Genomic DNA, 19,442 nt, shown 5'->3' on the forward strand with positions numbered 1-19,442 from the left:
GTTCGAACCCGAACCACATCCAGCATCGACGCAGAAGATCCTGACACCGGGGTAATCCGTGAAAAAGCTCTCCGCACGACGACGCCATCCGTTGGCGGCGGTCGTCGTACTCCTCCTCGCGCTGGCGGCCACTGGGGGGCTGTACGCCGCGTTTGCGCCCGCGAGTAAGGCGCAGGCCGACGAAACCGCCCAGTCCCTCGCCATCGACGAGGGCAAGAAGCTGTACGCCGTCGGTTGCGCCAGCTGCCACGGAACCGGCGGTCAGGGCACCACCGACGGGCCGAGCCTGGTCGGCGTGGGCTCCGCCGCCGTTGACTTCCAGGTCGGTACGGGCCGTATGCCGGCGCAGCAGCCCGGCGCCCAGGTACCGAAGAAGAAGGTCATCTACAACCAGGCGCAGATCGACCAGCTCGCGGCGTACGTCGCGTCGCTCGGCGCCGGTCCGGTCGTTCCGACCAAGAAGCAGGTCGACCCTGCGGGTGCGGACATCGCCAAGGGTGGCGAACTGTTCCGTACCAACTGCGCGCAGTGCCACAACTTCACCGGTGAGGGCGGCGCGCTGTCGAACGGCAAGTACGCGCCCAGCCTTGAGGGCGTGGACCCGAAGCACCTCTACGAGGCCATGCAGACCGGCCCGCAGAGCATGCCGTCCTTCCCGGACACGACGATGCCCGAGCAGCAGAAGCGGGACATCATCGCGTACGTCCAGACCGTGAACGGCGACCAGACGGCGAACCCGGGTGGTCTGAAGCTGGGCGGCCTCGGGCCGGTCAGCGAGGGTCTGTTCGCCTGGGTCTTCGGGCTCGGCGCACTGATCGCAGTTGCCATTTGGGTCGCGGCCCACACCGCTAAGGCCAAGAAGTCATGAGTAGCCAAGAGATTCCAGACGAGAACCTGCCCGCTGAGCAGGGCACCGCGCACGGCGCGGTAGAGGTCGCGGACGACCCGTTCGCCGACCCGGGGCTGCCGGCCCACAAGCCGCGCATCCAGGACATCGACGAACGGGCCGCGAAGCGGTCCGAGCGCGCCGTCGCGTTCATGTTCACGCTGTCCATGCTGGCGACGATCGGCTTCATCGCCTCGTACGTCATCTTCCCGGTCGACAAGATCGTGTACATCTGGCCCTTCGGCCATGTGAGCGCGCTCAACTTCTCCCTGGGTCTGACCCTGGGCGTGGCACTCTTCGCGATCGGTGCGGGCGCCGTCCACTGGGCGCGCACGCTGATGTCCGACGTGGAGGTCGCCGACGACCGGCACGCCATCGAGGCCGAGCCCGAGGTCAAGGCGAAGGTCCTGGCGGACTTCGCGGCGGGTGCCGAGGAGTCCGCGTTCGGACGGCGCAAGCTGATCCGCAACACCATGTTCGGCGCGCTGGCCCTGGTGCCGCTCTCCGGTGTGATGCTGCTTCGCGACCTCGGTCCGCTGCCGGAGAAGAAGCTCCGCAACACCCTGTGGGCCAAGGGCAAGCAGCTCATCAACATGAACACGATGGAGCCGCTGCGTCCCGAGGACGTCGCCGTCGGTTCGCTGACCTTCGCCATGCCCGAGGGCCTGGAGGAGAGCGCTCACGACTTCCAGAACCAGATCGCCAAGGCCGCGCTGATGATCGTCCGTATCCAGCCGGAGAACATCAAGGACAAGCGCGAGCGCGAGTGGGCCCACGAGGGAATCGTGGCCTTCTCCAAGATCTGCACCCACGTCGGCTGCCCGATCAGCCTGTACGAGCAGCAGACGCACCACGTGCTCTGCCCGTGCCACCAGTCCACCTTCGACCTCTCCGACGGCGCCCGCGTCATCTTCGGTCCGGCCGGTCACGCCCTTCCGCAGCTGCGGATCGGTGTGAACAGCGAGGGCAACCTCGAGGCGCTCGGTGACTTCGAAGAGCCCGTCGGTCCTGCATTCTGGGAGCGCGGATGAGTACTGCGACCGACACACAGCGCAAGGCGCCCGCCGGTGAGCGGGTGGCCGACTGGGCGGACGGCCGGCTCGGGATCTACTCCCTGGCCAAGGCCAACATGCGCAAGATCTTCCCGGACCACTGGTCCTTCATGCTCGGTGAGATCGCCCTCTACAGCTTCATCATCATCATCCTCACGGGTGTGTATCTGACGCTGTTCTTCGACCCGAGCATGAGCGAGGTCGTGTACCACGGCTCGTACGAGCCGATGCAGGGCATCCGGATGTCCGCGGCCTACGCCTCGACGCTGGACATCAGCTTCGACGTCCGCGGTGGTCTGCTGGTCCGCCAGATCCACCACTGGGCCGCGCTGATCTTCCTGGCCGGCATGTTCGTGCACATGATGCGCGTCTTCTTCACGGGTGCGTTCCGCAAGCCGCGTGAGATCAACTGGCTGTTCGGCTTCCTGCTGTTCGTGCTGGGCATGTTCACCGGCTTCACCGGCTACTCGCTCCCGGACGACCTGCTGTCCGGTACGGGTGTCCGCTTCACCCAGGGCGCGATCCTGTCGATGCCGGTCGTCGGCACGTACATCTCGATGTTCCTGTTCGGCGGAGAGTTCCCCGGTCACGACTTCGTCAGCCGGTTCTACTCGATCCACATCCTGCTGCTGCCGGGCATCATGCTCGGTCTGCTGGTGGCGCACCTGATCCTGGTCTTCTACCACAAGCACACGCAGTTCGCGGGTCCCGGCCGGACCAACAAGAACGTCGTCGGCATGCCGCTGCTGCCGGTGTACATGGCGAAGGCCGGTGGCTTCTTCTTCCTGGTCTTCGGCATCATCGCCATCATCGCGGCGATCGCCTCGATCAACCCGATCTGGGCCATCGGTCCGTACCGCCCGGACCAGGTGTCCACCGGCGCCCAGCCCGACTGGTACATGGGCTTCGCCGAGGGTCTGATCCGAGTGATGCCGGGCTGGGAGATCAACCTCTGGGGTCACACGCTCGTCCTGGGTGTGTTCATCCCGCTGATGGCCTTCGGACTGGTGCTCGGGATCATCGCGGTCTACCCGTTCGTCGAGTCCTGGGTCACCGGGGACAAGCGCGAGCACCACATCCTGGACCGCCCGCGCAACGCCCCGACCCGGACGGCCTTCGGCGTCGCCTGGATCACCGAGTACGTCGTCGTCTTCATCGGCGGTGCCAACGACCTGTGGGCCACGCACTTCCACCTGTCGCTGAACGCCATCTCCTGGTTCGTACGGATCTTCATCTTCGTCGGCCCGGTCATCGCGTTCATCGCCACCCGGCGGATCTGCCTCGGCCTCCAGCGCCGCGACAAGGAGAAGGTGCTGCACGGACGCGAGTCCGGCATCATCAAGCGCCTGCCGCACGGCGAGTTCGTCGAGATCCACGAGCCGCTCGGCCCCGAGAAGCTGCACACGCTCACCGCGCACGAGCAGTACAAGCCGGTCGAGATCGGCCCGACGGTCGACGAGAACGGTGTCGAGCGCAAGGTGTCTGCGCTGCAGAAGCTGCGGGTCCGGCTCAGCAAGGGCTACTACGGCGAGAACAACCAGATCGCCAAGCCCACCGCCGAGGAGTACAAGGAGATCACCAGCGGCCACGGTCACCACTGATCGCCTGAACTGATCGCCACAGCGAGAGCCCCGTCCATTCGATGGACGGGGCTCTTTGCTGCCCCCGGCGCTCGATAGGGTGGAGGTGATCCCTTTTACCGGCTGTGGACCCCAGGAGCGGACCATGAACGTTGTGACCCCGATCGGCGGCGACAGCGTGGCGGACCGTACCTGGCCCGGCGTGCTGAACCCCCTGCTGCGCGGCGAGGACCTCACCGCCGACGACACCGCGTGGGCGATGGACCGCATCATGAGCGGCGAGGCGAGCGATGTGCAGATCGCCGGATTCGCGGTGGCCCTGCGCGCCAAGGGCGAGACCATCGACGAGGTCTCCGGCCTGGTCCGGACGATGTACGAGCACGCCAACACCATCCACGTACCCGGCCGTACGGTCGACATCGTCGGCACCGGCGGAGACCTCGCCAAGACGGTCAACATCTCCACCATGTCGGCGGTCGTCATCGCCGGTACCGGCGCCAAGGTCGTCAAGCACGGCAACCGCGCCTCCTCGTCGGCGAGCGGTTCCTCCGACGTGCTGGAGAAGCTCGGCGTCAATCTGGACCTCTCCGCGCAGCGGGTGGTCGAGGTCGCCGAGGAGGCCGGCATCACCTTCTGTTTCGCGGTGAAGTTCCACCCCGCCCTGCGGTACGTCGCAAGGGCCCGCAAGGAGCTCGGCACGCCGACCACGTTCAACATCCTCGGGCCGCTCACCAACCCGGCCCGGGTGCGTTCCCAGGCCGTCGGTGTCGCCGACCTGAAGATGGCGCCCATCGTCGCCGGTGTCCTTGCCGAGCGCGGCAATTCGGCGCTGGTCTTCCGCGGTGACGACGGCCTGGACGAGCTGACCACGACCGCGACCTCCCGGGTCTGGGTGGTCCGGGACGGAGAGGTGCGCGAGGAGGTCTTCGACCCGCGCGACGTCGGTCTGGAACTGGTGCCCGTCGAGGCCCTGCGCGGTGCGGACGCCTCGTACAACGCCGACGTCGCCCGGCGGGTGCTGTCCGGCGAGCGGGGGCCGGCGCGGGATGCCGTGCTGCTCAACTCGGCGGCGGCGCTGACGGCTCTCGACCCGACGGACGGCACGCTGAACGAGCAGCTCGCGGCCGGGATCGCGAAGGCCGCCGAGTCCATCGACTCCGGGGCGGCGGCGCGTGCGCTGGAGCGCTGGGTGGCGGCCAGCAACGCCTGAAACGGGCGCAGATGTGGTGCGAGGCGCAGTCCGGATCCTGGACTGCGCCTTGCGCGTCTTCGCACGTATGGCAAGATGCAGGTCAGGTCATGAGTGACAGCGACTACGGCCCCGGCCCGCTGTCCGGCAACCCTCCGTCCGTGGCGGGGTGCCCCGGGTGAAGACCAGGCCGTAGGCAGCGAGGTCTGCGGCAAGCGCGGGCCCCTCGGCATCTGTGAATGCCAACCCCCGGGGTCCTGGTCCCTAGGGAGCCTCTTGTGAGCACGCGAATGCGATAGGGCCGTCGGCCCTCCTCCGCACACCCCTCTTCATCTTTTCCGCTGCGCTGCCGCGTATCCGCCGGCGCATGCGATTCGCCTGCCTCTTACGGGAGTTCGCCATGTCTGTCTTCACCGCTGCCGCCGACCAGTCGCTTTGTGCCCCTCTGCCGGTTCTGGGCAAGGATGTGACGGTTCCGCTGGTCACGGGTGGCGAGGTCACCTACGCCGCGCTCGACTACGCCGCCAGCGCCCCCGCGCTCCAGCGGGTCTGGGACGACGTCGCCGCGTACGCCCCGTACTACGGCAGCGTCCACCGCGGGGCCGGCTACCTCTCGCAGCTCTCCACCGACCTCTTCGAGAACAGCCGCGCGACCGTCGCGGAGTTCCTCGGCTGCCGCGCCGGTGACCAGGTGATCTTCACCCGTTCGACCACCGACTCGCTGAACCTGCTGGCCGCGGTCGTCCCGGCCGACTGCCAGGTCTTCGTCTACGAGACCGAGCACCACGCCTCGCTGCTGCCGTGGCGTGACGCCCGGGTGACGTACCTGAACGCCCCGCGCACCCCGGCCCAGGCGGTCGAGACGCTGGAGCGGGCGCTCGCCGACCGCGAGCCCTACGGTCCCGCGCTGGTCTGCGTCACCGGCGCCTCCAACGTCACCGGCGAGCTGTGGCCGGTGAAGGAGCTGGCCGCCGCCGCCCACGCGCACGGCGCCCGGATCGTCCTGGACGCCGCTCAGCTCGCCCCGCACCACCCCGTCGACATCGCCGAGCTGGACGTGGACTGGGTCGCCTTCTCCGGGCACAAGCTGTACGCGCCCTTCGGCTCGGGCGTCCTCGCCGGCCGGGCCGACTGGCTGCAGGAGGCCGAGCCCTACCTCGCGGGCGGCGGCGCCTCGCGCAAGGTCGCCCGTCGCACCGACGGCGGAGTGGATGTCGAGTGGCACTCCACCGCCGCCCGCCACGAGGCCGGTTCCCCCAACGTCATCGGCGTGTACTCCATCGCCTCCGCCTGCAAGGCGCTCACCGAGGCGGGCTTCGACAACCTGGTCGCCCGGGAGCAGTACCTCGTCGATGCGGTCCGCACCGGCCTCGCCGAGGTCCCCGAGGTCAAGGTGCTCTCGCTGTTCGGCGATGACGCCCCGCGGGTAGGCGTCATCTCCTTCGTGGTGGAGGGCTGGAACAGCTCGCACTTCGCCGCCGCGCTCTCCGCCGAGTACGGCATCGGCGTCCGCGACGGCCTGTTCTGCGCCCACCCGCTGGTCCGCACCCTGCTGGGCAGCGACCCGCAGGAGGTCGGCGAGTGCGGTGCGCCGGAGGCCGAGCCGGGCGAGCGCTCATTGAACGCGATCCGGGTGAGCTTCGGCGCCGGTACGCCGGACGAGCACATCGAGCGGTTCGTCCGCGCGGTCAAGGAGCTGGTGCTCAAGGGCGCGCAGTGGAAGTACCGCACCGAGGACGGCCGCTGCGTCCCGGACCGGGGTGCGGCGCAGCTCTGAGGCACACAGCACTTCGGCGGGGGACGGGCAGCCTGTGGGCCCGTCCCCCGCCGAAGTGCTGCGGGGTGGTGAGGTGCGTGTCTACGCGTCGAGGCCGATGGCGAAGGCGGCCTCCAGGTCGTGCTGCGAGTAGGTACGGAACGCCACATGGGTGTCGGTGGCCTCGACGCCGGGGATCTTGCTGATCCGGCCGGGGATGACATCGGCGAGATCGTCGTGCTTGGGCACCCGGACCATGGCGATCAGGTCGTACGTACCGGTGACCGAGAAGACCTCGCTGACACTGTCCAGCGCGGCGATGGCCTCGGCGATCTCGGGAATCCGGTCCACGCTGGTTTTGATGAGCACGATCGCGGTGATCACGGCTGGCTTTCTCCCTCGGTGGCCGTGGCTGGTCCCTTCACTCTATCCGTACGCCGGTAACGCCCCCAGGCGTAGAGGAAGCCGAGGGCGAAGCCCACCACATGGGCCAGATAGGCCACGCCCGGCCCCCCGCTGCCCGCGCCCTGGACGGCCAGCCACTGGAGGGCGAACCAGAAGACCAGCACGATCCAGGCGGGGAAGCGCAGCGGCAGGAAGAAGAGGAACGGGAACAGGCTGGTGACCCGGGCCCTGGGGAACAGGTACAGGAACGCCCCGAGCACCGCCGAGATCGCCCCCGAGGCGCCCACCAGCGTCTGGTCGGACGTGGCGTGCGCGGCCGCGTAGGCGACCAGGGCCAGGTAGCCGGAGATCACGTAGAAGGAGGTGAACCCGAGCCGGCCCATGCGTTCCTCGGTCATCGCCCCGAACACGTACAGGAAGAGCACGTTGCCGAGCAGATGCAGCCAGCTGCCGTGCACGAAGAGGGCGGTGAGCGGGGTGAGCAGGGCGTGTGCGGAGCCGTCCCACAGCTCGCTGGGGATCACGCCCCAGCGTTCGAAGTACCCGGCCTGGGCGGCGAGCAGGGCGTCGGCGGTGCCGGGGACCGGGTTGAAGCCGGACAGCGGGCTGATCAAGAAGACCAGGACGCAGGCCGCGATCAGGGCATGGGTCACCACTGGCCCGCCCGAGGTGACCGTCCGTAGCAGCCCACCGGTCAGCCTTCCGGTCACAGCTCGCCGATCGATCATGAACAGAGCATGACGCAAGCGGAGGGAACGGGACAGACCGCCTCGCCGTGTCGGGGGGACATGGCGAGGCCGTAGGGTTACGGCAGGACATCCGCAGTTCGACGGCGCACCGCGAGATCCTTGAAGCAAGGCAGCAAGAGGCTCGACGAAAGAGGACGCAACGATGACGACGGTTCCCCAGATGACCGACGGGACTCGCTGGCGCTGCACGCTCTGCGGAAATCTCACGCGCTTCGACGTGACGCGCTCCTCGAAGGTCGTCGAATATGTCCATCTCGACCTGGCCGGTGAGTCCAGCGTCGAGGAACGCGAGGTGGTCAGTGAGACCATCGAGTCGGTGCGCTGCCGCTGGTGCAACGCAGTGGATCAGATCGAACTGGTGGACAGGCCGGGTGCCGACTCCTGACGGAGCCGCGCCCATAGACATTTGGGGTGACGGATGGTGGAGCAGCCCGCTAGCGGCGCCGAGTCGGCCGAGGCGGCCGACGGCGCCGTCGAGGCGCTCGACCGCCCGCTGCCCGAAGGCGTACGGCGGCGGGTCGTCGCGCTGGTCTCGGACGCGTTCGGCGGCCTGACGGTCACCGAACTCCCGGCCCAGCTGCGGCAGTACGCCCGTTTCACCCCGACCCGGCGGGCCAAGTTCGCCGGGAACGCGATGGCGGCCGCCCTGGAGGGCGACGCGCTGTTCCGGCAGCGGATCGGTGATCGGCTCAGGGAGGGGCAGCCGGAGTTGGCCGCCGCCCTGGAGGCGGGGGCGCCGCCCGCCGCCGCCGACCCGGTCGACGTGGCCGCGGCGGCCTATGTGCTGCGCCCGGCGGGCTGGGTCAAGCTGGTCGCCGCCGCCGGCGAGGAGGTCCAGCGCGCGGATGCCGAGCGCGCCGACGAGGAGAGCCGGCGCGAACTGGAGCGGTTGCGCGAGGAGCTCGTCGAGGCCCGCTCCCAGACGAAGAGCGAGACGGAGCGGCTGCGCGTCGAGCTGGACGCGGCCCGCAAGGAGGCCGAATCCCTCCAGCGCAAGCTGCGCAGCGCCGTCAACGAGGTCAAGCGCGGCGAGGCCGCGTTGCGCCGCAGCCGGGCCGAGATCGAGGCCGTACGGTCCGAGGCGGCCGCCCAGGTCTCGGTGGCCGAGAGCGAGAGCCGGCGGCTCAAGGCGAGGCTCGGTGAGGCCGAGGCGTCCGTGGAGGCGGGCCGCCGGGCCGCCAGGGAAGGCCGCTCGGTCGAGGACATGCGGCTGCGGCTGCTGCTCGACACGATGCTCGACGCGGCGAGCGGACTCCGCCGTGAACTGGCCCTGCCGCCCTCCTCGATGCGTCCCGCGGACGGCGTGGATGCGGTCGAGCCGGGCCGGCTGTCGCCCAAGGACATTGCCGCGAGGGCCCTTTCGGAGACCGACCCGGCCCTGCTCGACCAGCTGCTCGCGCTACCGCAGGCGCATCTGATCGTCGACGGTTACAACGTCACCAAGACCGGCTATCCCCAGCTGCCGCTGGAGAAGCAGCGGTTGCGGCTGCTGGGCGGGCTCTCGGTGCTCGCCGCGCAGACCGGCGCGGAGATGACCTGTGTCTTCGACGGGGCCGAGCTGGCGGCCCCGGTGCTGCTGGCGCCGCCGCGCGGGGTCAGGGTGCTCTTCAGCAAGCCCGGGGTGACCGCCGACGAGCTCATCCGCCAGCTGGCGCGCGCCGAACCTCCGGGCAGGCCGGTCGTGGTGGTCTCCACCGACCGCGAAGTCGCCGACGGAGTGGCGAAGGCGGGCGCCAGGCCCGTTGCGTCCGTCTTGCTCCTGAAGCGCCTTTCGCGCGTCTAGTGACACTTGCCGGGTCTCGGTGGAAATCGGGGAACGGACCGTCAGTTCCTCGCTACACCCCGTGCGTCGTGGGTAAAGAAGTGCGCTCCGTGACAGATTTTTCGGGTGAGGATTTGAACTGATCACAAGTTGGTCACTAGGGTCAGGCTTCGAACCTTCGCACGGTTGATCACCCATCCGGGGTGACGGCGAGGGCACCGCCGAGTCCGTGACATGCACGGAGCCGGGGATTCAGATCCCCCACAGCCCGGTAGGCGGCTCGAGGAAGAAGGAGCTCGCCTCCGTGGCGTCCCACCGTCGTCCCAAGCAGCCGAGCCGCGCCCGTGTGACCGTGCTCACCGCGACCGCCGCCGCGGCCGTGGCCCTGACCTCCCAGGCGGCCCACGCCGACCCGAAGCCCTCCAAGGGCGAAGTCCGGGAAGAGGTCGAGAAGCTCAGCCACGCGGCCGGCGACGCCAACGAGAAGTACTACGGCGCCAAGGAGAAGCAGCAGAAGCTGGAGAAGGAAGTCGCCGCGCTGCAGGACAAGGTGGCCCGCGGCCAGCAGGAGGTCAACAACCTGCGCAACGGCCTCGGTTCGCTCGCGGCGGCCCAGTACCGCTCCGGTGGCATCGACCCGTCGGTGCAGCTCTTCCTCTCGTCCAACCCGGACACCTTCCTCGACGAGGCCTCGGCCCTCGACCAGTTGACGGCCAAGCAGACCGAGACCCTGGGCAAGATCCAGGAGAAGCAGCGGGTCCTCGCGCAGCAGCGCAAAGAGGCCCAGGACAAGCTCGGTGACCTCGCGGACGTACGCAAGACGCTCGGCGAGAAGAAGAAGGACCTCCAGACCAAGCTGGCCAAGGCGCAGCAGCTGCTCAACTCGATGACCGCAGCCGAACGCGCGAAGATGCGCGAGGACCAGCAGCGCGCCAGCCGCTCCGCGGGCGACCGGGTCGAACTGGGCAACGAGCTCCCCGCCTCCGCCTGGGGCGCCGCCGCTCTGAACGCCGCCAAGACCCAGGTGGGCAAGCCGTACGGCCGCGGCGGCACCGGCCCCGGCTCCTTCGACTGCTCCGGGCTGACCCAGTGGGCCTACGCCCAGGCCAACGTCCAGATCTCCCGGGTCACTTACACCCAGGTCAACGACGGCGTCCACGTCGGGCGCAGCGCGCTGAAGCCGGGCGACCTGGTCTTCTTCAACAACACCGCGCACGTGGGCCTCTACGCGGGCAACAACACCGTCCTGCACGCCCCGTACCCGGGCACGTTCGTCCGTTACGAGTCGATGGACACCATCGGCAGCTTCCAGTTCGGCGTGCGCGTCGGCTGACGACGCCCGAACGGGCGAATTCCCGCGCCCGCACGGACAGTCCGCCCCGCCGGAGACCACAGGTCACCGGCGGGGCGCCGTCGTTTCTGGCACTCTTCCTCGCGGCGCGGCCGTTCGTCGCTCCGTGATCGTCCGACTACTGTCTGCCTGCTGTGCGGCTCCCGGTCGTCGGTCCGCCCGCCCCGGGCGGCAGGGGCTGCGCGCGTCTGCGTACAGCGGAAGGAGTGCGGCGTCCTGTGGTGTCCCATCGCCGTTCCACACAGTCCGGCCTCAACCTGAGCGTCCGGGCCACCGTTCTGTCCGCCGCGGCGGCGACCGCGGCCGCCGGCCTCGGCGCGGCCACCGCGAACGCCGACCCGCAGGACTCCCCCCGGACCGCGAAGGCCCGCATCGACCGGCTGTACACCGAGGCCGAGCGGGCCACCGAGCAGTACAACGAGGCCGGTGAGAACGCCGGCCGGCTGCGCGGCGAGGTCGACCGGGCCCAGGACCGGGCGGCCCGTGGCCAGGAGCAGGTCAACCGGATGCGTACGGTGCTCGGTTCGGCGGCGAGCGCGCAGTACCGCTCCGGTGGCATCGACCCCTCGCTCGCCCTGCTGCTCTCCTCCGACCCGGACAGCTACCTGGACCGGGCGGCCGTGCTGGAGCGCCTGAACGAGGTCCAGGCCGCCGAGCTGCGGGAACTCCAGAAGGCCCAGCAGGGGCTGGAGCAGACCCGGGCGGAGGCGGACCGCGCGCTGGCCGAGCTGGAGCTCAACCGGGCGGCCGCCACCCGCCACAAACGGACCGTCGAACGCAAGCTCGCCGAGGCCAGGAAGCTGCTGGAGACGCTGCCCGGCGCCGACCGGGCGGAGTTCGAGCGGGCCTCGCGCTCCGGCCGCGACGGCGGGCTCCCGGCCATGGCCGGTCTGTCGGCCGGCTCCGCACGTGCGGCGGCCGCCGTCGCGGCGGTCCGGCAGGCGCTGGGCCGCCCGTACATCTGGGGGGCCAACGGACCGGCCGGATTCGACTGCTCCGGGCTGATGCAGTGGGCGTACGCCCAGGCCGGGGTCAGCCTTCCGCGCACCTCGCAGGCCCAGCGGTACGCGGGACACATGGTGCCGCTCTCCGAGGCCCGCCCCGGCGACCTGGTCGTCTACCGCGCGGACGCGAGCCACGTCGCGATGTACGTCGGCAACGGCCAGGTGATCCACGCCCCGTACCCCGGGGCCCCGGTGCGCTACGACCCCGTCGGCATGATGCCCGTCTCGTCGGTGACCCGCGTCTGACCGTACCCTCGATCGGGTGATGCAGCGGCGGGGACGGAACGGCGGGCGACGGGCGGCGGGAGCACTGCTCGCGGGACTGCTGCTCGTCTCCGGCTGCGCGGCCCCCGACGACGGCGCCGCCCCCGGATCCACCACCCGGGCCGTCCGCGCCACGCTGGACCGCCGGGCCGCCGCCGTGCTGGACCACGACACGGACGCCTACCTCGCCACCACGGATCCCGGGGCCACCGCGCTGCGCGCGGCCCAGCGCCGGGAGCTCGGCAACCTCGCCGACGTACCGCTCGCCTCCTGGACGTACCGGCTGCGCGACGTGACCGCCGAGGGCACCGACCGGGCCACCGCCGACGTCGAGCTGCGCTACAGGATCGAGGGCTACGACGCGGCGCCGGTCACCGCGGACCGGGTGCTCGACCTGAGACGGGACCGGGCGGCCGGCCGCTGGTACGTCGTCGGGGACCGGGCCGGCGGGGACGGCGCCCGCCAGCTCTGGCAGCAGGGCGACGTACGGGTGGTGCGCGGGAAGCACAGCCTCGTCCTCGGGGTGGGCCGCACCGATCAGGAGCTGCGCGCCGTCGCCAGGACCGCCGACCGCGCGGTGCCCGCCGTGTCCGACGCCTGGCCGGAGCGCTGGGCGGGCCGCGTGGTGGTGCTCGTGCCGCGCACGGTGGACGACATGGCGGAACTGCTGGGGTCGGCGGCGGACTACCGGGGGATCGCCGCCGTCACCACCGGGCGGACCGGCGGCGCGGGCCGGACGCCCGCGGACCGGGTGATCGTCAACCCGCAGGCGTACGGCACGCTGGGCGCCTTCGGACAGCGGGTCGTCCTCACCCACGAGACCACCCATGTCGCGACCCGCGCCCACACCTCCGCCGCGACCCCGACCTGGCTCTCCGAGGGCTTCGCTGACTGGGCGGCCTACCGCGCCGAGGACCGCACCGCCGCCCGGATCGCGCCCGAACTCGAGGACGCCGTCGCGCGCGGCGAAACGCCGGCCGCCCTCCCCACCGACGAGGACTTCGGCTTCGCGGGCGACGCCGCGCGCCTGGCGAGGGCGTACGAGGGCGGCTGGGCGGCCTGCGAGCTGATCGCCGACCGCTGGGGCGAGCAGAAGCTGCTCGCCTTCTACCGGGCCGTCGGAGGGCACTCGGGACGTGACGGGGCGGTGGAGCAGGCCATGCACGAGGTGCTCGACACGACTCCGCAGGACTTCACCGTGCTCTGGCGGGAGTATCTGCGCTCCGCACTCGGCTGAGCCCTGCGCACGGCTCAGGAGCCGACCGGCTCCGTCTCACGGCCGAGGCCGGACCGGGCGGCGGACCCGCCGTCGCGCGCCGCCCCGGTGACCGTCCGCCGCCACAGCCGGCCACAGGCGATCAGCGTCGCCGCGACCAGCAGGCCGTTGCGCACGAACATCAGCGTCACGCCCGTCGCGTCGCTGGTCACCACGTGCGTGAACCCGAGCGGGAACTCCCACTGGGTGACGCCCGTCGCCAGCAGCACCAGACCGGCCGGCAGCACCATCCGGCTGTCGCGGAACACCAGGCAGACCGCCGCCAGACCGACCAGCCAGAGCATGTACTGGGGGCTGATCACCCGGCTCGTCGTCGTGAACAGCAGCACCGCCACGAACGCCGCGTCCGCCGGGGTGCTCGCACCGAACTCACGGGCCCGCAGCCGCCACACCAGCAGCCAGCCGAACGCCAGGACGGACAGACCGAGGGCGAGCGTGCTCACCAGCGGTACGTGCGGGCCCAGGAACTCCATCGAGCCGTAGTGGTACTCCACCCGGCCCTCCCAGCCGAACTGCCGCGCCACATGGAAGACCAGCGCCCCCAGCGACTCGACCTCGGTGCCCCGGTCGCGCTGGAAGCCGAGGAAGGCCAGCGCACCGGGCATCGCCACGGTGCACACCACCAGCAGCCCGGCCGCCGTCCCCGCCGCGGCCGTCCACGCCAGCCGCGTATGCCGGCCGCGCGCCGTACCGGCCAGGATCAGCGCCGGCCACACCTTCAGCAGCGCACCGACGGCGGCCAGCACACCCATCACCCGCGGATGCCGCACCCCCGCGAGCAGCGCCGCCACCGCGACCGCCGTGACCATCACGTCGTAACGGGCGTACGCGGTCGTGCCGAGCAGCGGCACCCCGGCCACCCACACCCAGGCGCCCGCCACCGACCGGCCGCCGCCCCGGCCCGCGTACAGCAGCAGCCCCAGCACCAGCGCGTCGCACACGAACGCGAGGACGAAGAAGGCCGAGGCATAGTCCAGGAACGGCAGCAGCGCGGGGGAGAGGACGGCGAGCGCGGCCAGCGGCGGGTACTGCCAGGTGACGTCGGACTCCGGATACGTACCGGTCTTCAGGACCTCGGACCAGCCGTGGTAGATCACCGAGACATCACTGGTCACGTCCGGTCCGGGCAGCGTGATCACCTTGGTGACGAAGCACAGCAGCGCGACCCTGGTCAGGGCCCACACCGCCGCGGCGGCGAGCCGTGCGCCGGCCGATCCCCTCATGAACGCCTCATCCGTGTTCGTCATCCGTCATTCGTCGGTCGTCGCCCGGTGGTTGCCCGGCCGGTACTCGGTGGGTACTCCGCGGGTACGAGGAGCCATGATGCCCGTCCGGACGGTGCGGGAGCCATCGGGGCCGGACAGCCCGGTACTGTCGGCCGGGATGGACAAGACCCTGATCGTGACCAACGACTTCCCGCCCCGCCCCGGTGGCATCCAGGCATTCCTGCACAACATGGCGCTGCGCCTGGACCCCGAACAGGTCGTCGTGTACGCCTCCACCTGGAAGCGGAGCCCCGAGGGCCGCGCGGCCACCGCCGCTTTCGACGCCGAGCAGCCGTTCACCGTCGTGCGCGACCCGACGACGATGCTGCTGCCGACCCCGCGGGTCACCCGGCGCGCGGTGCGGCTGCTGCGCGAGCACGGCTGCACCTCCGTCTGGTTCGGCGCCGCGGCCCCGCTCGGGCTGATGGCACCGGCGCTGCGCAAGGCGGGCGCCCGCCGCCTGGTCGCCACCACGCACGGGCACGAGGCGGGCTGGGCGCAGCTGCCCGCGGCCCGGCAGCTGCTGCGACGGATCGGCGAGGGCACGGACACGATCACGTACCTGGGGGAGTACACCCGCTCCCGAATCGCCCCCGCGCTCACCTCCCGGGCCGCGGCGCGGATGGTCCAACTGCCGCCCGGCGTCGACGAGAAGACCTTCCACCCCGACTCGGGCGGGGACCGGACGAGGGCCGGGCTCGGGCTCTCGGACCGGCCGGTCGTCGTCTGCGTGTCCCGGCTCGTGCCGCGCAAGGGCCAGGACACGCTGATCCTCGCGATGCCCGCGATCCTGGCGCAGGTCCCGGACGCGGTGCTCCTGATCGTCGGCGGCGGACCGTACACCAAGGAGCTGGAGCGGCTGGCCGAGGAGACCGGGGTCGGTGATTCCGTGCGGTTCACCGGACCGGTGCCGTGGGAGGAGCTGCCCGCCCACTACGGCGCGGGCGACGTCTTCGCCATGCCGTGCCGTACCCGCCGCGGCGGCCTCGACGTGGAGGGCCTCGGCATCGTCTTCCTGGAGGCGTCCGCGACCGGTCTGCCGGTGGTGGCGGGCGACTCGGGCGGCGCGCCCGACGCGGTGCTCGACGGCGAGACCGGGTGGGTGGTGCGCGGCGGCTCCCCCGAGGAGGCGGCCGACCGGATCGTCACGCTGCTGCGCGACCCGGAGCTGCGGCGGCGGATGGGGGAGCGGGGCCGGGCCTGGGTCGAGGAGAAGTGGCGCTGGGACCTGCTCGCCGAGCGGCTGCGGGCGCTGCTCTGAGCCGCGTGGGCGAGAGGCTGCTCTGAGTCACGTACGCGAGAGGGCCCGCACATGCTTGGGTTCTAACGGTCCTCGCAACACCCGCGATCTGTGGGAGTTGCGAGGACCGTGGGCGTTGAGCGGGTTGATCTTGCGGGGCTGAGGGAGCGTTTCCTTGCGCGGCTGGATGTCGTGGGGAACGTGACGGTGGTGGCGCGTGAGCTGGGCGTGAACCGGAACACGGCATTCGGCTGGGCGCGGAAAGCCGGACGTGGGTCGGTGCGTTTGCCGCGGCGGCATTTGCGGCGGGATGAGTACGAGCAGTTGCGGGCCGAGGGTGTTGCGCAGTCCGTGGCGGCCAGGCGTGTCGGGGTGAACGAGCGCACGGCCAGGGACTGGGACCAGGGCGTCAAGAAGAGTCGCGCGGCGCGGACCTACGCCGATGGCCGCCGTGTCGATTACGCGGCGGGGTCCGTCACGATGTGCGGTGTGACCACATCATCGGTGGGTCTGGCGGCCCTGGAGAAGCAGCTGCATCCGAGGTTCCTGACGCTGGCCGAGCGCGAGCAGATCCGCGATCTTCGGGCGGCGGGCCAGTCGTTGCGGGCGATTGGCCGCGCCCTGGGCCGGCCGGCCAGCACGATCATGCGGGAGATCGACACCCACTCCAGCCCCGAGGGCTACCAGCCCTGTGCGGCCCACCGGGCAGCTGCAGCGCGCGGGCCCCGGCCCAAAGGCCGCAAGCTGCTGCGCGAGGGCCTGTTGCGCTACTTCGTCCAGGACGGCTTGCGCAGACGGTGGTCGCCGGAACAGATCTGCCACGCTTTGTTCAAGGAGCATCCCGACGACCGGAGCATGCGGGTGAGCGTGGAAACGATCTACCAGGCACTGTATTTCCAGGCGCGCGGCGGCCTGAAACGAGAAGTGCAGGCAGCGATCCGCACCGGCCGCACCCGCCGCAAACCACACCGCGACCCAGCCACACGCACGCCACGGTTCACCGACCCGATGATCATGATCAGTGACCGCCCCGCCGACGTCGAGGACCGGGCCGTTCCCGGGCACTGGGAAGGCGACCTGATCATCGGCGCGAACAGCCGCTCCGCAATCGCCACCCTGGTGGAGCGGACCACCCGCTACACCATGCTGGTCCACCTGCCCGGCGGAGCCCACGACGCCGAAACCGTCCGCGACGGCCTGGTCCGCACCATCGAGACCCTGCCCGCGCACCTGCGCGGCTCCCTCACCTGGGACCAGGGCAGCGAGATGGCACGCCACAAGCAGTTCACCATGTTCACCGGCATGCCGGTCTACTTCTGCGATCCCGCCTCGCCCTGGCAACGCGGCTCCAACGAGAACACCAACGGCCTTTTGCGGCAGTACTTCCCCAGAGGCACCGACCTGAGCCTCCACAGCCCCGAAGACCTCGAACACGTCGCCCAGGAACTCAACGGCCGCCCACGCAAGACGCTCGACTGGGATACCCCGGCCGAGCGTCTACGTGATCTACTCACCACTTAAAACCAGACGGTGTTGCAACGACCACTGGAACCCAAGAGGCCGTGCGGGCCCTCTCGCGTGTACGCGCGCACGTCCGGGGAGGTCAGCCTCGGTAGATCGACTCGATCTCGTCCGCGAATTCCTTCGCCACCACGTTCCGCTTCAGCTTCAGCGACGGCGTGATGTGGCCTGCCTCCTCGGTGAACTGCGAGTCCAGGATGCGGAATTTGCGCACCGACTCCGCCTTGGACACGGCCGCGTTCCCGTCGTCCACCGCCCGCTGCACCTCGGCCAGCAGCTCCGGGTCCTCGCGCAGCGACACGGCCGTCGAGCCGGCCGGCTTGCCGTGCTCCTCGGCCCAGCGGCCCAGGAACTCCTCGTCCAGGGTGACCAGCGCGCCCACGAACGGCCGTCCGTCGCCGACCACCATGCACTCGGCGACCAGGGCGTGCCCGCGGATCCGGTCCTCGATCACCGCGGGAGCGACGTTCTTGCCGCCCGCCGTGACGATGATCTCCTTCTTGCGGCCGGTGATCGCGAGATAGCCGTCCTCGTCCAGCGTGCCGATGTCGCCGGTGTGGAACCAGCCGTCGGCCAGTGCTTCGGCCGTCGCCGACTCGTTGTTCCAGTAACCGGTGAACAGGTGTTCGCCGTGCAGCAGCACCTCGCCGTCGTCGGCGATCCGCACCACCGAACCGGGCAGCGGCTGGCCGACCGTACCGATCTTCTGCCGGTCCCACGGGTTGAAGGCGGTGGCCGCGCACGTCTCGGTCAGGCCGTAGCCCTCCAGGACGGTGAAGCCGATCCCGCGGTAGAAGTGGCCGAGCCGCTCGCCCAGCGGCGCGCCGCCGGAGATCGCGTACTCACCGCGCCCGCCGAGCACCGCGCGCAGCTTGCTGTAGACCAGCCGGTCGAAGAGCTTGTGCTTCAGCTTCAGGCCCAGCGGCGGGCCCTGCGGCGTACTCAGCACGCGGCTGTAGGCGATCGCCGTGTTCGCGGCCTTGTCGAAGATCTTTCCCTTGCCGTCGGCCTGCGCCTTGGCACGCGCCGCGTTGTACACCTTCTCGAAGACTCGCGGCACGCCGAGGATCAACGTCGGCCGGAACGAGGCAAGTTCATCGGTGAGGTGCTTGATGTCCGGTACGCAGCCGAGCTTGATCGGGGCCATCACCGAGGCCACCTCGACCAGCCGTCCGAAGACGTGCGCGGCGGGCAGGAAGAGCAGTACGGAGCAGTCGCCGGTACGGAAGAGGGGCTTGAGCCGCTCCACCACGTTGCCGCACTCGGCGAAGAAGCTGCGGTGCGTGAGCACACAGCCCTTGGGGCGGCCGGTGGTGCCCGAGGTGTAGACGATGGTGGCCGGGTCGTCCGCCTTGGCGCTCGTCATCCGCAGGTCCAGCGTCTCGTCCGAGACGTCCTCGCCGATCGCCGTCAGCCCGCGGATCGCGTCGTCCTCGATCTGCCAGATGCCCTTCAGGGCCGGCAGGTCCGCCTGGACGGAGACCACGGAGGCCTGGTGCGCGGCGGACTCCACCAGGCACAGGGCGGTACCGGAGTCACCGAGGATCCACTGGATCTGCTCGGGCGAGCTGGTCTCGTACACCGGGACGGTGACCGCGCCCGCGCTCCAGATCGCGAAGTCGAGCAGGACCCACTCGTAGCGGGTGCGCGAGAGCAGAGCCACCCGGTCACCGGCTTCGACGCCCGCGGCGATCAGGCCCTTGGCGACGCCCCTGACCTCGGCCAGGAACTGGGCGGCGTCGACATCGGTCCACACGCCCCCCACCTTGCGGCTCATCACCGCGACATCGGGATGCTGAGCGGCATTGCGGCGGATGAGATCCGTCAGGTTGCCGTCCGAGGGGACCTCGTACAGGGCCGGAAGGCTGAACTCGCGCAAGACTGCTGCTCCTCATCGGGCTCCGGTGCCACGGCTCTGTGTGACGCACCGGCTGCGGTCCAAGACTGGCGGGTGCTCAGTGGGGTGAGCACGACTGGACTGCCCGGACGTTACCCACCAGTACTGGGTTCCCGATAGGGGGTTCCGGCCAGATGTCTTATGCGTCACACATAACGTTGATCCTTGGCCGCACAGTAGTCCACCCGTGTGACCGGGCGACGGTATTCGCAGGTCCGGCGGCCTCTGCCCAGGTGACCGGTGGA

Annotated in this window: 16 protein-coding genes and 1 riboswitch; of the genes, 12 read left to right on the forward strand and 4 right to left on the reverse strand. The window is 70.4% G+C overall.

Features of this window, described 5'->3' with window-relative positions; all coding sequences use genetic code 11:
• Nucleotides 1–58: 58 nt before the first annotated feature.
• The 5 genes from qcrC to OG842_RS28695 all read left to right on the forward strand — a co-directional run bounded on the left by qcrC (nucleotide 59) and on the right by OG842_RS28695 (nucleotide 6,484).
• Entirely contained in the window at nucleotides 59–868 is an 810-nt protein-coding gene (qcrC, locus tag OG842_RS28675) for a cytochrome bc1 complex diheme cytochrome c subunit (protein WP_266736808.1), read from the forward strand.
• Nucleotides 865–1,917, forward strand: coding sequence for a cytochrome bc1 complex Rieske iron-sulfur subunit (qcrA, locus tag OG842_RS28680; protein WP_266736806.1), 1,053 nt, complete (start codon nucleotides 865–867; stop codon nucleotides 1,915–1,917). Before qcrC ends, qcrA begins: the two co-directional genes overlap by 4 nt.
• The gene (gene qcrB / locus OG842_RS28685; protein WP_266736804.1) at nucleotides 1,914–3,539 is read left to right on the forward strand and encodes a cytochrome bc1 complex cytochrome b subunit; all 1,626 of its coding nucleotides are present in this window, start codon (nucleotides 1,914–1,916) and stop codon (nucleotides 3,537–3,539) included. Before qcrA ends, qcrB begins: the two co-directional genes overlap by 4 nt.
• 124 nt (nucleotides 3,540–3,663) lie before the next feature.
• Nucleotides 3,664–4,728: an anthranilate phosphoribosyltransferase gene (trpD, locus tag OG842_RS28690; RefSeq protein ID WP_266736803.1), complete on the forward strand. Its 1,065-nt coding sequence runs from the start codon at nucleotides 3,664–3,666 to the stop codon at nucleotides 4,726–4,728.
• 85 nt (nucleotides 4,729–4,813) lie between these two features.
• Nucleotides 4,814–4,931: riboswitch (SAM riboswitch) on the forward strand.
• Between the two features lie 176 nt (nucleotides 4,932–5,107).
• Nucleotides 5,108–6,484, forward strand: a complete 1,377-nt coding sequence (locus OG842_RS28695; RefSeq protein WP_266736802.1) for an aminotransferase class V-fold PLP-dependent enzyme — start codon at nucleotides 5,108–5,110, stop codon at nucleotides 6,482–6,484.
• Between the two features lie 81 nt (nucleotides 6,485–6,565).
• Here the strand turns inward: OG842_RS28695 and OG842_RS28700 are convergent, their stop codons facing one another.
• Together OG842_RS28700 and OG842_RS28705 are read right to left on the reverse strand one after the other, a co-directional pair.
• The gene (locus tag OG842_RS28700) at nucleotides 6,566–6,847 is read right to left on the reverse strand and encodes an Lrp/AsnC family transcriptional regulator (RefSeq protein WP_124718123.1); all 282 of its coding nucleotides are present in this window, start codon (nucleotides 6,845–6,847) and stop codon (nucleotides 6,566–6,568) included.
• Nucleotides 6,844–7,596, reverse strand: coding sequence for a rhomboid family intramembrane serine protease (locus OG842_RS28705; RefSeq protein WP_266736801.1), 753 nt, complete (start codon nucleotides 7,594–7,596; stop codon nucleotides 6,844–6,846). Before OG842_RS28705 ends, OG842_RS28700 begins: the two co-directional genes overlap by 4 nt.
• 163 nt (nucleotides 7,597–7,759) lie before the next feature.
• Between OG842_RS28705 and OG842_RS28710 the strand changes: the two genes are divergently transcribed.
• From OG842_RS28710 to OG842_RS28730, 5 genes are all read left to right on the forward strand, one after another.
• Nucleotides 7,760–8,002: a hypothetical protein gene (locus OG842_RS28710; RefSeq protein WP_266736800.1), complete on the forward strand. Its 243-nt coding sequence runs from the start codon at nucleotides 7,760–7,762 to the stop codon at nucleotides 8,000–8,002.
• Nucleotides 8,003–8,038: 36 nt separating this feature from the next.
• Nucleotides 8,039–9,400, forward strand: coding sequence for an NYN domain-containing protein (locus OG842_RS28715; protein WP_328512689.1), 1,362 nt, complete (start codon nucleotides 8,039–8,041; stop codon nucleotides 9,398–9,400).
• 283 nt (nucleotides 9,401–9,683) lie between these two features.
• On the forward strand, nucleotides 9,684–10,712 hold the full coding sequence (locus OG842_RS28720) for a C40 family peptidase (protein WP_266736798.1): 1,029 nt from the start codon (nucleotides 9,684–9,686) through the stop codon (nucleotides 10,710–10,712).
• A 236-nt stretch (nucleotides 10,713–10,948) separates the two neighbouring features.
• Nucleotides 10,949–11,980 carry a C40 family peptidase gene (locus OG842_RS28725; protein WP_266736797.1) on the forward strand — a complete coding sequence of 344 codons (1,032 nt, stop codon included), beginning with the start codon at nucleotides 10,949–10,951 and terminating at the stop codon, nucleotides 11,978–11,980.
• Between the two features lie 19 nt (nucleotides 11,981–11,999).
• Nucleotides 12,000–13,235, forward strand: coding sequence for a hypothetical protein (locus OG842_RS28730; RefSeq protein ID WP_266737367.1), 1,236 nt, complete (start codon nucleotides 12,000–12,002; stop codon nucleotides 13,233–13,235).
• A gap of 14 nt (nucleotides 13,236–13,249) precedes the next feature.
• Here OG842_RS28730 and OG842_RS28735 read toward each other — a convergent pair whose 3' ends face one another.
• Nucleotides 13,250–14,497, reverse strand: coding sequence for a glycosyltransferase family 87 protein (locus tag OG842_RS28735; RefSeq protein WP_266737366.1), 1,248 nt, complete (start codon nucleotides 14,495–14,497; stop codon nucleotides 13,250–13,252).
• Nucleotides 14,498–14,657: 160 nt separating this feature from the next.
• Between OG842_RS28735 and OG842_RS28740 the strand changes: the two genes are divergently transcribed.
• Nucleotides 14,658–15,800, forward strand: coding sequence for a glycosyltransferase family 4 protein (locus OG842_RS28740; protein ID WP_266736795.1), 1,143 nt, complete (start codon nucleotides 14,658–14,660; stop codon nucleotides 15,798–15,800).
• 264 nt (nucleotides 15,801–16,064) lie between these two features.
• Entirely contained in the window at nucleotides 16,065–17,300 is a 1,236-nt protein-coding gene (locus OG842_RS28745) for an IS30 family transposase (protein WP_443064073.1), read from the forward strand.
• Between the two features lie 82 nt (nucleotides 17,301–17,382).
• On the opposite strand, the gene OG842_RS28750 is transcribed toward OG842_RS28745, so the two are convergent.
• A complete protein-coding gene (locus OG842_RS28750; RefSeq protein ID WP_266736793.1) occupies nucleotides 17,383–19,179 on the reverse strand; it encodes an AMP-dependent synthetase/ligase in 1,797 nt (598 codons plus the stop codon).
• Nucleotides 19,180–19,442: the final 263 nt, after the last annotated feature.

The sequence above is a fragment of the Streptomyces sp. NBC_00376 genome (assembly GCF_036077095.1).
Lineage (GTDB): Bacteria > Actinomycetota > Actinomycetes > Streptomycetales > Streptomycetaceae > Streptomyces.

Bases quoted from the DNA above. Each gene is read 5' to 3' on its own strand.
- qcrB (WP_266736804.1), top strand. From the start codon at position 1,914: ATGAGTACTGCGACCGACACACAGCGCAAGGCGCCCGCCGGTGAGCGG.
- OG842_RS28730 (WP_266737367.1), top strand. From the start codon at position 12,000: ATGCAGCGGCGGGGACGGAACGGCGGGCGACGGGCGGCGGGAGCACTG.
- OG842_RS28735 (WP_266737366.1), bottom strand. From the start codon at position 14,497: ATGAGGGGATCGGCCGGCGCACGGCTCGCCGCCGCGGCGGTGTGGGCC.
- OG842_RS28740 (WP_266736795.1), top strand. From the start codon at position 14,658: ATGGACAAGACCCTGATCGTGACCAACGACTTCCCGCCCCGCCCCGGT.
- qcrA (WP_266736806.1), top strand. From the start codon at position 865: ATGAGTAGCCAAGAGATTCCAGACGAGAACCTGCCCGCTGAGCAGGGC.
- trpD (WP_266736803.1), top strand. From the start codon at position 3,664: ATGAACGTTGTGACCCCGATCGGCGGCGACAGCGTGGCGGACCGTACC.
- OG842_RS28705 (WP_266736801.1), bottom strand. From the start codon at position 7,596: ATGATCGATCGGCGAGCTGTGACCGGAAGGCTGACCGGTGGGCTGCTA.
- OG842_RS28695 (WP_266736802.1), top strand. From the start codon at position 5,108: ATGTCTGTCTTCACCGCTGCCGCCGACCAGTCGCTTTGTGCCCCTCTG.
- OG842_RS28710 (WP_266736800.1), top strand. From the start codon at position 7,760: ATGACGACGGTTCCCCAGATGACCGACGGGACTCGCTGGCGCTGCACG.